The organism is Dyadobacter crusticola DSM 16708 (assembly GCF_000701505.1).
Taxonomy (GTDB): Bacteria; Bacteroidota; Bacteroidia; order Cytophagales; family Spirosomataceae; genus Dyadobacter; species Dyadobacter crusticola.
This window is the reverse complement of sequence record NZ_KL370788.1, coordinates 56,476-72,197: the sequence shown is the minus strand read 5'-3', so window position 1 is coordinate 72,197 and position 15,722 is coordinate 56,476. Positions and strand designations below refer to the sequence as shown.

The following is a 15,722-nucleotide window of genomic DNA, read 5'->3' as shown; positions in this document are numbered from 1 at the left end:
CGATATGTTAACTAAACGGATTATCCCCTGCCTGGATGTAAAAGACGGCAGAACTGTAAAAGGAGTCAATTTTGTAAATCTGCGTGATGCGGGCGATGCAGTCGAACTCGGTGCATTGTATGCAGCTCAGGGTGCCGATGAACTGGTTTACCTGGATATCACTGCCACGATTGATGGGCGCTCCACATTCATTGAGCTGGTGAAACGCGTTGCGCAAACCATTAATATACCTTTTACAGTTGGAGGCGGAATTTCGTCGATTGCAGATGTATCCGCATTGCTGCACGCAGGAGCTGATAAGGTTTCAATCAATTCCGCAGCAGTACGTAATCCGGACCTGATCAATGAACTTTCGCTTGAATTTGGCAGTCAATGCATTGTAGTAGCGATTGATACACGTTATATAGACACTGAAAACGGCAAGGAACACATTGTCCACACACACGGAGGCCGCAAGCCGACCGAGCTGAGGACAATTCCCTGGGCGAAAGAAGTGGAAGACCGGGGAGCTGGCGAGCTTCTGCTGACCTCTATGGATACCGATGGTACCAAGAATGGTTTTGCACTTAAACTAACTGCTACGATTTCAGGTAACGCGAACATTCCGGTGATCGCCTCCGGCGGAGCAGGAGATATGGCGCATTTCTACGATGTATTTACCACAGGCAAGGCCGACGCCGGGCTCGCGGCAAGTATTTTTCATTTCAGGGAAATTGATATTCCCGATCTGAAAGCCTATTTGAGCGATAGGCAACTTCCTATTAGATTGACAAGATAAACCAGACGAAATGAACGATAACTTTTCTACCATCGACTTTGATAAGTCACCCGACGGGCTGGTACCCGTGATCATCCAGGATGTTCATACAGACAAGGTGCTGATGCTTGGCTACATGAACAAGGAAGCGCTTGAAAAAACAAAAGCGGAAGGTACCGTCACGTTCTTCAGTCGCAGCAAGCAGCGTTTATGGACGAAGGGTGAAACGTCTGGAAATTTCCTTTTTATCAACGAGATCATAGCGGATTGTGATGGCGATACATTGCTGATTAAAGCCACTCCGGCAGGTCCAACATGCCACACAGGCGCAGATACCTGTTTTGGGGAAAAAAATAGTCAGGATGCCCGAATAGGGGAGGCGTTTTTTCTCAACTACCTTCAAAAGAAAGTAATCAGGGAGCGAAAAAATAATCCCTCTGAAGAGTCTTACACCAGCAGCCTTTTTAAGCGTGGGATCAACAAGATCGCACAGAAAGTAGGCGAAGAAGCAGTCGAAGTTGTGATCGAAGCCAAAGACGATGATGTGGATCTTTTCAAAAATGAAGTGTCCGATTTGCTCTTTCACCTGCTGGTTCTTCTGGAGGAAAAAAACATTGACTTAGATGAGGTAATTGACGTACTTCGTAGCCGTCACCAATAATAGCATACCGAATGAAATTACTCCTACGACTTGTAATCAGTACTTTGGCAGTGCTCGTCGGTGCCAATTTAATTCCCGGGGTTTTGGTTGAAAGTTTTACAACTGCTGTTATCGTAGCGATCGTCCTTGGAATCCTTAATACATTCCTGAGGCCAATCCTGCAGATACTCGCGCTCCCCATTACCATTCTTACCCTGGGACTGTTCTATTTTGTCGTTAACGTGTTCATTATTTATCTCGCCAGCGTTCTGGTAGACGGATTTGTCGTGAGCGGCTTCATCTCTGCTCTTTTCTTTGGGCTGGTAGTTTCACTGGTTTCCTCGATTCTTGGTATGTTTTTGGATTAGTGTATGAACGACCTGCAAATCAGGTCGTAAATGGATACACATGATTTGAAAACTACTGATTATGCTAAGTCAACTAGAGGAGATTAAAGACACGCTTTTTAAGTATTTCGAGACACGTATCGATTTATTTAAAATTGAAACCAGGGATAAGATCGAGCGGGCCGCTGTAATGGCGGTATATGGTGCGCTGATTCTTTGCATTGCATTGACGATCCTGATACTAATCGTTATTTTGCTGGGTACCTTCCTGAACAGGTGGTTGGACAGTGATTACCTGGGATACCTGATTTTGCTTGGCGTATTTGTTATCAAACTGATTATCTGGATTGTATGGAGAGAAAAGTTTGTTCAAATGATCCGCTCGGTTCTCGTTCGTTTCATGGGCGACAAAGAGTGACCAAGCTTTTAGCCACATATTAGCTGATAAATAATCTTGAATTGCTATTTTTGGATTCCTTTTGAATCCCTGAGCACCATTAAACAGTAATGAGATGAGTACTCCAATAGATTCTTCGGTAAAAGTCAAACCTTTTTCGTCAGACACTGACAAAACCAAGCATGATCTTCTGCTTGACGCAGAGATCTACCGTGATAAGCTGGAAAGCCAGTGGAGCGATCTTAAAACAGATGCTACTGCATACGGCAAACAGGCGCTGGTAATTGGTGGAGTACTGGCTACTACATTCGTCGTGATGAATGCTTTTTTGCCAAAAACCAAAAAAGACAAAGAAAGGGAGCTCGAAAAAGCCAGGCAAAAGGAAAGAGACAACGAACTGCTCCTGATCAGCCATAAGAAGCTGAAAAAGGAAACCAAACAGTCGCAGGTTGTACAAGCCGTTCAAAGTTTGGCCTGGACACTGGCGATTGGTTGGGCCCGGCATAAGCTGAAGCATTTAATTGAAGACGAACGAAGAACTGAATGAAAACAGCGAAGCATCAAATCGCAGACCTCCTTTCGACACGTAAAGCAGAAAAAAGGAAATCGTTTGCTGTTCTCTTAGACCCAGATAAAGTTAATCTTTCTACATTTCCGAAATTCCTTGAATATGCGGCTGGTCATGGTGTTGACTTCTTTTTCGTGGGAGGCAGCCTGATCACCAATTACGCCATTGATAAGCTGATCTCAGCAATTCACGAATACACCGATATTCCGGCTATTCTCTTTCCGGGAAGCAGCCTGCACATTGATCCGTCTGCCGACGCGATACTTTTACTTTCCCTTATTTCGGGCCGCAATGCAGATTTGCTCATCGGGCAACATGTTATCGCGGCGCCGCTGTTAAAACGCAGCAACATTGAAGTGCTTCCGACGGGCTATATGCTTGTGGAAAGCGGCAGGCTCACAACTGTTTCTTATATCAGCGGAACTACACCGCTACCCCGCGACAAGCCGGGCATCGTTGCCTGTACAGCAATGGCGGGAGAGTACCTCGGACTCAAAAACATATTTCTTGATGCAGGAAGCGGCGCTCAATTCCCCGTTCCCGGTGAAATCATTGCTGCAGTCCGCGAGGCAGTAGATACACCCATTATAGTTGGAGGCGGAATTAATTCTTACGAGAAAGCAGATATCGCATTAGGTTCGGGTGCTGATGTCATTGTAGTTGGAAACGGAATTGAACAAAACCCAGAACTACTTCCCGAAATAGCTGCCTGCGTGCATGCCTATAACACCAAGCCCGAGCAGGTTTAATAATTACCCAGGAAAATATTGGACTTACTAAAGAGATTGAAGTTTTTTCTAAGGAATTTTTAAGTTCTTGGAAAAATACAATCTCAAAATTTAGGAATATTCAATGCATTCCTGTTACCTTTGCATCGAACCTTAATTACACCCAAGAAATGAAAAAATTCTTTGCATTTGCGTTTGTTGCCGGGATGGTAGCTTTCGCTTCTTGTACTAGCAAGCCAGCTGACGAGTCTGCTGACACTACTGCTGTAACTGTTGAAACTCCTGCTATGGATACAACTGCTGTTGATACAATGGCTACTGATTCAACTGCTGCTGACTCAGTTAGGTAATTAGACGTACAAGTCGAAATTTTGGAAAAGCCCTATGAAAATAGGGCTTTTCTTTTTTTATTTAAGGATGAAAAATATATCGTTTGGCCTGCATGTTCCCCCGGCCGCCAGCGGCTATTGTGCCGAACTATTTCATAACCACAAGTTTGCTTTTTCACTATCAAGGCCACGTCGTACAAGGCTGGGTGATTTTACAGTCAAGCCCGGATTAATCCCAAAAATAACTGTTAATGCCAACCTGAATCCGTATAGTTTCCTGGTTACTTACCTGCACGAGGTTGCGCATTGCGTAGTTCATTATAAATATAAAACGAAGTTCAGGAAGCGGGTTGCGCCGCACGGCCCTGAATGGAAGTACGAATTCGGCGTGTTGCTTCAACCTGTACTAACCGAAAATATCTTCCCCGAAGACATTCTGGTGCATCTGGTACGTTATGCTAAAAACCCTGCTGCTTCTACCGGTGGAGACCAGCTGCTTTTTAATGCACTCCGGAGTTATGATGAGCAGGCAGCAGATACCGGCAGGATAGCACTTGCGCAACTTCACGAGGGTACCAGCTTCGTTTTTCAGAACAGGACTTTTACGCGGGGTACGATGAGGAGAACACGGGTACTTTGCACTGATAAAGCTTCACAGCGTCTATATACAATACCGGCCCATGCATTGGTGGAAGCGTGCTGATCATTTGAAATTCTTACTGTTCACGGTTTCTATTTACCTGGGCATTTCGCCTGGTATGTCGCTCTTTGCGCAATCTGTGCTGGCGAGCGGCGAATGGTACAAGCTTGCTGTTACGCAAACAGGTATTCACAAGATTGATTTCACAATGTTGCGTCAAATGGGCATTGAGCCAGCAACGATAATCCCTTCGCAGATCCGGGTTTTCGGCACAAGCGGCGAGATGCTATCCCAATCAAACGAAACCCCAATATCCGGACTCACCGAAAGTGCGATCCTTGTTCAGGGAGAGGAAGACGGCAGGTTCGACAATGGCGATGTAGTTTACTTCTACGCAGAAGGGCCGCACCTTATTTCCTACGATTCTGTAAGAGCGGAGTTGCGGCATCAGCTGAATTACTATTCAGATACTACTTTCTATTTTCTGAATATTGGACAAAAGGCGGGGTTGCGAATCAGAAATGCAAATCTGGTAGCAGCTTCTGGAAAGGTGATCAACTTTTTTGATGATTACTGGTACCACGAACAGGAGACGAACAATCTATTGAAATCGGGAAGAGAGTGGTGGGGCGAATACCTGAGCAGTGCGCCGGTAAGTTTGGAGGCTGATATACCCGGCGTAGTTCCTGCATCTGAAATCAAGTTCAGGGGCTCTGCAATCGCAGCTGCGCAGGTAAATACCCGTTTTGCCTGGCAGTTGAATGGTGAAACTATTGGAGAAACAGCTGTGGGAACTGTGGGCGCAGGAACTTACGACGTAAAAGCACTGCGGTCCGACTTTGTGGGTACATTGTCTGCATCTTCGAACCCGACCAGCCCTTTTCGTCTGACAGTAACCCATAATAAGAATGGGCAGGCTGCTGCACAAGGTTACCTCAATTACTTCGCATTGCAGGTGAAAAGGCAGCTTCGCTTTTACGATAAACAACAGATCTACCACTTTTTACCCCAATCCACAGACACGGCTACCTACCAGTTCGCTGACCCGGCAACCGGATGGACTCTTTGGGAAATCAGCAACGCAGCCCGTCCGGCTTCTGTTTTGAATCAAAACGCGTCGGGTCCATTTACATTTAACAGAAACAACAGCCGTAAACCTGCCCACTACATTGGCTTCAGGGGAGATCAGGCTTTTTTCCCCGTATCCTGGCAGCGTGTTTCAAATCAGGATATTGTATCTGCTGACACACCCGAGTTGCTGATCATTACACCGGCAGCCTGGGAGGGAGAAGCCAAAAGACTGGCCGCTTTTCGCAGCAGCCGCAACAGTCTTGAAACGCTGGTGGTAACAACCCGGCAAGTGTACCACGAAATTTCAGGCGGCAAGCCTGATGTGACTGCAATTAGAAATTACGTGCGGCATTTGTACTCGAAATCGCCGGGTAAGCTCAGGTACCTGCTTCTTTTCGGTGACGCCAGTTTTGATTATAAGAATTTAACAAAAGGTCAGACCGCTGCTCAAACTGCCAATTTGATCCCTGTTTATGAAAGCAGAGAGTCGCTGAACCCGGTTTATACATATTCTTCCGACGATTATTTCGGGTTTATGGAGCCAAATGAGGGAGAATGGATCGAGCATGCGTCTGGTGACCACACATTAGAAATAGGCGTAGGCAGGCTGCCCGTGAAGTCGGTCGCAGAGGCGAAGGTCATAGTAGACAAATTGATCCGTTACGAAACGATCGGTTCGGAGGGGAGTTGGAAGAATGTGGTTCGCTTCATCGCTGACGATGGTGACGGGAACATTCACCAGCGCCACGCTGACCAGCTCGCAGGCATGATTGAAAATGATTTTTTTTCAAAACGTATTTTCATTGATCAATACCCACAAATCACCACGCCCGAGGGCCAGAAAGCTCCCGAGGTAAACAGGCAGATCAGAAATGCAATTGACGATGGAACACTGATTATCAACTACACAGGCCACGGGGGAGTGGGCGGCTGGGCCGAAGAGCAGGTGTTGACCTTGTCTGATATGCTGAGTGCCAGGGGATTGAACAATTTGCCGCTGCTGTTTACAGCCACTTGCGACTTCGGCAGGTATGATGATCCGGGAACAGTCTCCGGCGCCGAGACAATGGTGCTAAGTCCGAAAGGTGCTGCGATAGGCGCAATCAGTACTACCCGACCCGTTTTTTCAAGTACAAACTTTACCCTGAGTAAAGCTTTTTACGAAGCGCTTATCAAGAAAGGCGAAGGCAGGTTAATGGGAGATTTTGTCCGGGAAACCAAAAACAAAGCCCTCGTAGGCAGTCTTAACAGGAACTTTACACTTCTCGGCGATCCTTCAATGCGGCTGGGAAGCGGGCAGAAGGGAATCCGCTGGACGCAGGTACCTGACACTTTACGTGCATTGCAGAAGGTGAGGCTGAACGGGGAGATCTTCGATAAGACTAGTAGTCAGCGTGATACGCAGTTCAACGGGAAAGCACGTGTAATTATCTATGACAAACAGATTCAGTTTGGAACCCTGGGAAATGAGGGAAATCCTGAAAGTTATTCTGAGTTTCGCAGCAGGTTGTTTGATGGCACTGTGACAGTGAAAAACGGTGTATTTACCTGTGAATTTATAATGCCGAAAAATATTGATTACAAGGCTGGACCTGGTAGGGCCAATGTGTACGCAGTCCGGGCAGACAGTACTGTCGATGCGGCGGCCCAGCTCACATTGATGATAGGCGGCAGTGCTGCGTTGCTTGTTGATAACACGCCGCCAGTTATATCAGCCTACATAGATAAATCATCGTTCCGGAGCGGGGATAGGGTTGGTACTTCGCCCGTGTTGATCGCGCGTGTCACTGATGAAAATGGCGTGAGCCTTTCTGTAAGCGGAATTGGCCATGATATTACATTGACTGTAAACGACACATTAACTATTATACTAAACGAATACTTCACAGCAGATCTGAATAGTTATCAATCGGGGACGATCCGGTATCCATTTGATAATTTGCCAGCCGGTGAATATAATGTCCGGCTAAAAGTGTGGGATACGTATACTAACTCTTCTGAAATAGCGTTCGGATTTCAGGTGGCGAAGCCAGGGGGTATTCAGCTCAATACGGCGAAGTTTTTCCCTAATCCCTTTATCAACGATCTGACATTTGAGTTAACCCATGATCGTGCGAACGAAGATGTCGAATTAATTTTGAATATATTGCTTGTCAGCGGGCAGCGTCTGGGTACTTTCAAGTGGTCATATTATAACAGCGAAGCTACTCTATCAGAAACGGTGGGCGTTCAGCAACTTGGCAGCTGGGTTCCATTTAATGTTCCATTGGTTTACCAGTTGTTGATACGATCATTAAAAGATAGTACCTTCGACCAAAAATCAGGGAAGTTGATACGCTCTCAATAATGTAATAAAACTTAGCAAATCTTTAGTAATAACTATCTTTCATTGTATTTTTGACCTTTTAAAAGAAGCTGATACAAAGGACTTCCTATCGCAAATCCATTCTATATGAAAATTTTTTTTGGCGCATTTTCTTCACTTTTTATCCTCACTTTGGGCACTGTTTCTGCTCAGGACACACTAAGAATCCCCGCTTCACCGCTTACGTTTTTAACATTTGCTCCTGACGCAAGAAGCGCAGCAATGGGGGAAGCAGGCGTTGCTTCTAGCCCGGATGCAAATGCAACTTACTGGAATGCGGCAAAGCTTCCATACAACACTAAGGATTTCGGTATTTCAGCTTCTTACACACCCTGGTTAAGAAGTTTCGTTGACGATATGTGGCTTGGGTATTTGTCAGCTTATAAAAAACTGGGCGACAATCAGGCAGTTGCATTATCGGTTAACTACTTTAATAATGGTGAACTGGATTTACGCGACGCGATAGGAACGCAGTTAGGCACCTTCAACTCGCGCGAAGTAGCAATCAATGGTACTTACTCCCGTCAGCTTGGAAGAAACTTTTCAATGGGTTTAACATTGAAATACATCTCGTCTAACCTTGCAGGTGACGCCGTGATCAAGGGTGTTTCATTGAGCCCGGCGCGTGTTGCAGCAGGTGATATCAGCGCATATTATAGAAAGCAGATTAGAAACGAAGATACCGGCAGCGAACTGACCTGGTCTTTGGGTGCTGTACTTTCCAACCTGGGAGGTAAAATCAACTACGGCGCAGGTACAGATACTGAAAACTTTATCCCAACCAACCTGAGACTTGGCGCCGGACTTTCATTTACTGGCGACGGACGGAACAAGTTCAATTTCGTTGTGGATGCTTTCAAGCTGATGGTACCAACGCCAGACGGTACAGATTACAATGCAAAACCTGTGCTGAAAGGTGTGTTTGGCTCATTTTCTGACGCGCCAGACGGTTTCAAAGAAGAAATGCAGGAAGTGGCAATTTCAGCGGGTGTAGAATACTGGTATAACAATATTTTTGCACTAAGAGGTGGTTACCACGGAGAAAACAAATATAAGTCAGGTAATAAATTCTTCACTGCTGGTGCCGGAATCCATTTTATGGACAGGTATTCAGTAGACTTTGCCTACCTTTTTCCTGTTTCTCAGGGAAGTCCACTTGCCAATACACTCCGTATCACACTTTCACTTGGCTTGAATAAGGCGGAGAAACTGGATGTGAGCGACACGGATAACTAAGAATCGTATATTTTAATTTTTTCGAAACGAATGGCGTTATTGCAATGTCATTCGTTTTTTTATTTGATCCTCATTATAATGCTACTCGACCGCACCATCGCTCCTGACTTTAAATTAATCAACTCCATTCATTTGCCTGCGGCACAAACCCACACACTGGACAATGGTGTGCCGCTGCATGTGATCAACATTGGTGAGCAGCCGGTGATTCGGATTGAATGTATTTTTGAGGCAGGTAACTGGTATGAAAAAGAAATCGGGGCTTCCTATTTTGCAATCAAGATGCTTCCGGAAGGTACTGCTAGATTGAGCTCAGGAGAGATCAGCGAAGCATTCGACCGGCTAGGTGCATTCACCGAGCTGACGCACACATCGGATCGTATAGGAGTGGTCGTCTATTGTGTTTCTCGCTTTTTACCCGAGGTGCTTCCATTGATCAGTCAATTGATCCACGAAGCGAGTTTCCCCGAGCACGAGTTACAGGAACTCAGAAACATTACGCTGCAAAACCTGAAAGTGAACAAAGAAAAGAATGCATACCTGGCAACAACGGAATTCCGGGCGCGGCTGTTTGGTACCGATCATCCCTATGGGCAGAGCCAGGAAGAAACCAACATTGAGCGACTGACGCACGAGGCCATTCTTGACCACTATAATCATTTTATTAAAAACGGGAAATTCACAGTTGTTCTGGCTGGCCAGGTGAGTGAAAGCCATGTAGAGCTGGTTAACCAAACTTTGGGAAAAGATCCAGTTGAAGCTGGTCAGGCTAAGCCGGCATTTTTGATTTCAACAGCTTATCAAGGCGAAGAAAAGGTAATAGAAAAAGCAGATAGCGTACAATCTTCCATTCGAATGGGGCGCGAGCTTTTTAACAGGCACCATGAGGATTATTTCAGAATGCTTGTTACCAATGAGCTGCTGGGCGGCTACTTCGGATCCAGGCTGATGAAAAACATACGGGAAGAAAAAGGGCTTACTTATGGGATTTCCTCTCACGTGGTTACCCTTCGTAATGCAGGCTATTTCATGATTGGAACTGATGTTAAAAAAGAATTCACGCAACTTACTATTGATGAAATTAAAAAGGAAATCAATCGCTTGCAGACAGAACCTGTGGGTCCGGAAGAACTCGCAACTGTCAAGAATTTCATGGCAGGTGAATTTGCCGGATCCCTCAACACCGCCTTCGAAGTAGCAGATCGCCAGAAAATTCTGTTGCTGGACGGACTGCCGGGCCACTTTTTTAATCACTATATCGATAAGATCCAGGCGGTAACGAGCGAGGATGTTATTTCTATGGCGAATGCATATCTCCGGCCGGAAGATATGATTGTGGTCATTGCCGGCGGTAAATAACTACCTCGCATTGCCAAGCGCCTTTTTGTAAGCTTCGAGGCATCTTTCCCGGGCCATTTTGTGGTCGACCATTGGCTCGGGATACGCTGCTGTTCCTATTTCAGGTACCCACTTTTTGATATATTCTCCTTTTGGATCAAAGCGTTGGGCCTGTGCAGCCGGATTGAAAATGCGGAAGTAAGGCGCCGCGTCAGTGCCTGATCCTGCTGCCCATTGCCAGCCCCCATTATTGGCCGCCAGATCATAATCAAGCAGTTTTTCGGCGAAGTAAGCTTCTCCCAACCGCCAGTCAATTAATAAATGTTTGGATAAAAAGCTGGCAGTTACCATTCTGACGCGGTTATGCATGAAGCCGATCGCATTCAGTTGCCGCATTCCTGCGTCCACCAGCGGGTAGCCCGTTTTTCCCTCACACCATTTCTTAAAATCATCTTTATCATAGCGCCAGTTTATTTGATCGTACGCGCTTCTGAATGCCTTTCCTTTACCTACTTCGGGGAAATTAGATAGTATTTGCTGATAGAAATCCCGCCAGATCAGTTCACTCAGATAAACAGCGCTGTGCTCATTTGCTTTTCGCGCCAGCTTTCGGATACTTACTGTGCCAAAACGAAGGTGTATACCAATCCGGCTGGTTGCCTGCTCCGCGGGGAAATCGCGCTTCTCTGCATAATCCTGCAAAAGCGTTTCACTTACTTCTTCGTCCGGGAAATCATAATCAGAGACTTCAAAGCCCATTTCCTGTACGGTAGGAGTTTCGGAGCCACTCCACCTTTGAAGATTTTTCAGGTACTTCTTGGTGGGGTAGGATGAAAGGTAGAAGTCATTCAGTTTCTCTTTCCACGCGCGACTATAAGGTGTGAATACAGTGTAAGGCGTATTCTGGCCAGACAGGATCTCTCGCTTTTCGAAGATTACCTGGTCCTTCACCGTTTTAAAAACCGTCTTCTTTTCCCTCAAAATATTGAAAACCTCCCGGTCCCTTTCGAGCGCGTAAGGTTCATAATCTGTATTGGTGTATACTTCGGCAATATCGAACTCTTCACTAAGCCGCTTCCATACTTTCAATGGATAGTCGTAATAGACCAGCATATCTGAACCGTACTGTTTCAGCTCTTTCCTTATCTTTTCGATTGCGTCGTAAATAAATGTAATGCGGGGGTCTTTTTTGTCGACATCATCAAGAATGTTCCTGTCGAAGATAAATAGCGGTATAACGGGATATTGCGACTTCAACGCATAATAGAGGCCGGCATTATCATCCAGACGTAAGTCGCGGCGAAACCAGAATAGTGTGATCTTCTCTTTTTTTGTCAGGCTCATGAAATCTTCTAACGTAATGAATTTGGCAGGAGACGAATAAAAACGAAGTAACTATATTTACCCGGCAATGCGGTGAAATGTTTAGTTTATATGCATAAAAACCTGGCCAAAACTCTTAAAACTATTTACCAGATGAAAGTACAATTAACCATGCTTTTCAGCCTGATCTGGCTGAGTGTATCTGCGCAAAAGAATGCCGACAAGCAGGAATGGAAGCAGCTTTTTAATGGAAAGAACCTCGACGGGTGGGATATCAAAATCCGTGGGTATGAGTTAAACGACAATTACAACAACACTTTCAGGGTTGAGGATGGGAAAATGGTAGTGCGGTATGACAAGTATGATGATTTCAAACAAAAATACGGTCATATCTTTTACAAAGGGGATTTTTCGTATTACCGCATTTCAGTAGAGTACCGCTTTGTAGGCGAGCAAGCGCCAAAAGGCGAAGGCTGGGCGTGGCGAAACAGTGGAATCATGGTACACGGGCAGCCCGCAGCAACAATGGGCAAAGACCAGGATTTTCCTGCCTCCATTGAGGTGCAGCTGCTGGGCGGCAACGATAAGGTACGTACTACCTGCAACCTTTGTACGCCGGGAACCAACGTGGTAATGGACGGAAAGCTGATCACCCAACATTGCATTAATTCTAAATCGAAGACTTACAATGGGGATCAATGGGTAAAAGCGGAGGTGCTTGTACTCGGCGATTCACTCATTCAGCACTTTGCAAATGGCGAAATGGTACTGGAATACAACAAGCCACAGCTTGGCGGAGGAAACGTAAGCGGAAATGATCCTTCCCTGATGATCGCGGGTAAATTACTCGATCACGGTTCAATCTCCCTGCAAAGCGAAAGCCACCCTGTAGAGTTCAGGAAAGTAGAAATCCTGGATCTGAAAGGCTGCATGGATCCGAAAGCGAGTAATTACAAGACTTATTTCGTGAAGGCGGATAATAGTAAGTGTAGTTATAAGAGGAAGTAGCTTCTTAACTTAGACGGCGAACAGAAGTTTTGTATTATGCATTCAGCTAGAAAGCCGTAAAACATAGCATTAAAAATTAGTCCTGGGAAAAATAGGATTTCAGAAAGATGGCTCACCCATTCTTCATTGAAAAAAGACAAGATGTATCCTAGAAGTGGATGTGAAGGGAACCGAAGTATAAGATAAGTTTTAGAAATAAAATCGGTAACCCAGGAATTATCTTGATCTCTCTGAGCCTCTGTCCATATTTTGTAAAGTGCAAACAGAGTTACTAAAAAGACAAAGATCGTAATTGCTGCAAATCTTTTTAGGTTAATTTTCTTGGGAGCCATTTATGTACCTAGAAGAGAGATATTGTTAGAGCTGACAATTACGAAGTACTAATTTCGTTCGTAAATACGCTTACTTTTTACGAATTACTCGGGAAAGTAATATTTCAATTATTACGGTATAAACAGCAACATTGACGACAAGTCCTAATAGGAAGGCACCTCCATCCTGACTTTCAAGGCGATCTAATAAGAGCGTGTGTACTGGAAAACGAAAGATTGAAAAAGAGTCAGCAAAGAAATTTGAAAGTGTGCTGTTATCAGAAGTACCTTCCTCTCTCTTCCAAGCACTTATAAAAGTGAATGCAGAGGCAGATGTTAGCAAAGAAAAAATTATCACAAATCTGGTACGACGAAAATCTTTTGCCATAGAGAACTATAAAACAATAGCAATAAACAAGAGATCCTTCAACGGACAACCTTGTTTATTGCTATAATTCTCTAACGGTATTGTGCCACTTATCGATCGGAACGATATAAACGCAGACTGCGCTTAAACTGTCAGGGCTAACAGCTAATGGCCAACAGCTAAAAGCTTACAATCTCACAATCTCCGCACCGATCGCATTCAACCTTGTATCGATGTTCTGGTAGCCGCGGTCGATTTGTTCGATGTTGTCGATGATACTCACCCCTTTTGCAGACATTGCTGCGATCAGCAATGCAACTCCGGCGCGGATATCAGGGGAGGTCATGCGGATTCCTCTTAGCTGTGTCTCGCGGTTGTGCCCTATTACCGTAGCACGGTGAGGATCGCAAAGAATGATCTGCGCACCCATTTCGATCAGCTTATCTACAAAGAACAACCGGCTTTCAAACATTTTCTGGTGAACCAGCACGGTGCCTTGGGCCTGGGTAGCTGTTACCAGGATAATACTCAGCAAGTCGGGCGTAAAGCCAGGCCAGGGCGCGTCAGCGACAGACAATGTCGATCCGTCCAGGTAATTCTCAATGCGGTAATGTTCCTGCGCAGGAATGAAAATGTCATCTCCGCGAAATTCCATTTTGATACCTAATCTTTGAAAAACATCAGGTATAATGCCCAGCTGAGGAATTTGGCAATTTTTTATCGTTATTTCTGACTGCGTCATGGCAGCAAGACCAATAAAGCTGCCAATCTCGATCATATCGGGCAACATCGTATGTTCAGTGCCTTTCAGTTCACTTACACCTTCCACTACAAGCAAGTTGGAAGCGATACCTGAGATTTTTGCGCCCATTCTGTTCAGCATTTTACAAAGCTGCTGCAGGTAAGGCTCGCAGGCTGCATTGTAGATGGTCGTAGTTCCTTCCGCCATTACTGCCGCCATTAACACATTCGCTGTTCCGGTCACCGAGGCTTCGTCCAGCAGCATATACGTTCCTTTCAGGTTCGCTGCATCGACTTTGTAGAAACCCCCGTCCTCTTCGTCGTAACTGAATTCTGCTCCTAATTTTTCGAAGCCTAGAAAGTGGGTGTCCAGCCGGCGGCGACCAATTTTATCTCCTCCCGGCCGTGGAATTCTTCCTTTCCGGAAGCGGGCCAGCATCGGGCCAAGAAGCATAACGGAGCCTCTTAATGCGGCCGCTTTCTGGCGAAACGAGTCAGATTCGAGGTAATCGAGATTAATCTCACTCGCTTCAAACCGGATCGAGCTGTCACTCAGCCTGGTGCGGCGCACGCCGAGATCGCCGAGCAGGTTGATCAGCTGATTGACGTCCCGGATATCGGGAATGTTATGGATTGTTACTGGTTCTTCGGTCAGGAGTACGGCGCAGATAATTTGAAGCGCTTCGTTTTTTGCTCCCTGCGGTACGATTTCACCCTTGAGACGTCTATCCCCGGTTATTTTAAATGAAGCCATGATTGGTTTGGGCAGTTGAAGAAATACAATGCACCGGAATTTACATTCCGGATTTTTTGCGGTTATTACGGTTGTTGTTACCGTTGCGGCCGGCAAATTTGTTCGGCCTGTTTCTGTTGGGATTACCCTGGGTATTTCCACCCTGGCGTTCCGAATTGTGATTGGCCTGCGCTTTGAAGCCTCCGCCGGCGTGGTTACCGCGGTTTCTTTCCTGTCCCCCGCCATTATTGTTGCGGTCTTTTGGAGCAGCATCAACTGGCCCATTTTGACGAATGTACTCGATTTCTTCTGTCAAAGCGCCTTTACTCAGTTGTTCAAGTTGGCCCAGTAACACGCTATCCTCGGGATTGTCTTTGTTCCAGGCATTAAAAAACGAGCGCATCAACCGGAATATGTAGGAAACAAAAGCAAGTCTGTCCTCTTTGTTTTCAGTTTGGATTGCCTTTTCTAGCAGTAGCTCGATATTTTTGCCGTAGTGACGATAAGTCAGGTTTTGCTGATTGTAGCCTACTTTAAGAGGCTTTTTACCAAGTGCCTCCGGTGAAGGCGGCGGGAATGGGCTGTCGACGTCGAGCTCAAAGCCGGAAATAATGTACAGGTCATCCCACAATTTATTAGTGTAATCCTGATTATCCCTCATGTTGGGATGGATCTGCCGCATTAATTCGATCAGGATGTGTGCGTAAAGATTGCGTTTTGCCTTATCCTCCATTTTAACAATGTGGTCGGCAAGCTTTTGTACGTTACTACCGTATTCTTTCAAAACTTTGGATTATTTATGTAATGGACAAAAATAAGAAGT

General features: G+C 45.6%; 16 protein-coding genes. 12 read left to right on the top strand and 4 right to left on the bottom strand.

Annotated features, from left to right (window positions below; translation table 11 throughout):
• Positions 1-4 precede the first annotated feature (4 nt).
• From hisF to Q369_RS0126970, 11 genes are all read left to right on the top strand, one after another.
• Complete coding sequence (hisF, locus tag Q369_RS0127020) at positions 5-778, top strand: imidazole glycerol phosphate synthase subunit HisF (RefSeq protein ID WP_031530831.1); 774 nt, start codon at positions 5-7, stop codon at positions 776-778.
• 10 nt (positions 779-788) lie between these two features.
• Entirely contained in the window at positions 789-1,418 is a 630-nt protein-coding gene (gene hisIE / locus Q369_RS0127015; protein WP_031530830.1) for a bifunctional phosphoribosyl-AMP cyclohydrolase/phosphoribosyl-ATP diphosphatase HisIE, read from the top strand.
• 11 nt (positions 1,419-1,429) lie between these two features.
• The gene (locus Q369_RS0127010) at positions 1,430-1,765 is read left to right on the top strand and encodes a phage holin family protein (RefSeq protein ID WP_031530829.1); all 336 of its coding nucleotides are present in this window, start codon (positions 1,430-1,432) and stop codon (positions 1,763-1,765) included.
• Positions 1,766-1,826: 61 nt separating this feature from the next.
• Complete coding sequence (locus Q369_RS0127005) at positions 1,827-2,162, top strand: phage holin family protein (RefSeq protein ID WP_031530828.1); 336 nt, start codon at positions 1,827-1,829, stop codon at positions 2,160-2,162.
• Between the two features lie 94 nt (positions 2,163-2,256).
• Positions 2,257-2,688, top strand: a complete 432-nt coding sequence (locus Q369_RS0127000; protein ID WP_031530827.1) for a hypothetical protein — start codon at positions 2,257-2,259, stop codon at positions 2,686-2,688.
• Positions 2,685-3,458, top strand: a complete 774-nt coding sequence (locus tag Q369_RS0126995) for a phosphoglycerol geranylgeranyltransferase (protein ID WP_031530826.1) — start codon at positions 2,685-2,687, stop codon at positions 3,456-3,458. Before Q369_RS0127000 ends, Q369_RS0126995 begins: the two co-directional genes overlap by 4 nt.
• Positions 3,459-3,607: 149 nt before the next feature.
• Complete coding sequence (locus Q369_RS0126990; protein ID WP_031530825.1) at positions 3,608-3,787, top strand: hypothetical protein; 180 nt, start codon at positions 3,608-3,610, stop codon at positions 3,785-3,787.
• Positions 3,788-3,854: 67 nt separating this feature from the next.
• Complete coding sequence (locus Q369_RS0126985) at positions 3,855-4,469, top strand: SprT family zinc-dependent metalloprotease (RefSeq protein WP_031530824.1); 615 nt, start codon at positions 3,855-3,857, stop codon at positions 4,467-4,469.
• Entirely contained in the window at positions 4,447-7,824 is a 3,378-nt protein-coding gene (gene porU / locus Q369_RS0126980) for a type IX secretion system sortase PorU (protein WP_031530823.1), read from the top strand. Before Q369_RS0126985 ends, porU begins: the two co-directional genes overlap by 23 nt.
• Before the next feature lie 105 nt (positions 7,825-7,929).
• Positions 7,930-9,078: a type IX secretion system outer membrane channel protein PorV gene (gene porV / locus Q369_RS0126975; protein WP_031530822.1), complete on the top strand. Its 1,149-nt coding sequence runs from the start codon at positions 7,930-7,932 to the stop codon at positions 9,076-9,078.
• A 63-nt stretch (positions 9,079-9,141) separates the two neighbouring features.
• Entirely contained in the window at positions 9,142-10,437 is a 1,296-nt protein-coding gene (locus Q369_RS0126970) for a M16 family metallopeptidase (protein ID WP_310589042.1), read from the top strand.
• On the opposite strand, the gene Q369_RS0126965 is transcribed toward Q369_RS0126970, so the two are convergent.
• A complete protein-coding gene (locus Q369_RS0126965) occupies positions 10,438-11,760 on the bottom strand; it encodes a cryptochrome/photolyase family protein (RefSeq protein ID WP_031530820.1) in 1,323 nt (440 codons plus the stop codon).
• A 132-nt stretch (positions 11,761-11,892) separates the two neighbouring features.
• Between Q369_RS0126965 and Q369_RS0126960 the strand changes: the two genes are divergently transcribed.
• Positions 11,893-12,747 (top strand): 3-keto-disaccharide hydrolase, encoded by an 855-nt coding sequence (locus tag Q369_RS0126960; protein ID WP_031530819.1) that lies wholly within the window; start codon positions 11,893-11,895, stop codon positions 12,745-12,747.
• Between the two features lie 402 nt (positions 12,748-13,149).
• Here Q369_RS0126960 and Q369_RS0126950 read toward each other — a convergent pair whose 3' ends face one another.
• The 3 genes from Q369_RS0126950 to Q369_RS0126940 all read right to left on the bottom strand — a co-directional run bounded on the left by Q369_RS0126950 (position 13,150) and on the right by Q369_RS0126940 (position 15,683).
• The gene (locus Q369_RS0126950; RefSeq protein WP_031530817.1) at positions 13,150-13,446 is read right to left on the bottom strand and encodes a hypothetical protein; all 297 of its coding nucleotides are present in this window, start codon (positions 13,444-13,446) and stop codon (positions 13,150-13,152) included.
• A 166-nt stretch (positions 13,447-13,612) separates the two neighbouring features.
• Positions 13,613-14,920 carry a UDP-N-acetylglucosamine 1-carboxyvinyltransferase gene (gene murA / locus Q369_RS0126945; RefSeq protein ID WP_031530816.1) on the bottom strand — a complete coding sequence of 436 codons (1,308 nt, stop codon included), beginning with the start codon at positions 14,918-14,920 and terminating at the stop codon, positions 13,613-13,615.
• Positions 14,921-14,960: 40 nt separating this feature from the next.
• Positions 14,961-15,683, bottom strand: coding sequence for a DUF4290 domain-containing protein (locus Q369_RS0126940; RefSeq protein WP_031530815.1), 723 nt, complete (start codon positions 15,681-15,683; stop codon positions 14,961-14,963).
• Positions 15,684-15,722: the final 39 nt, after the last annotated feature.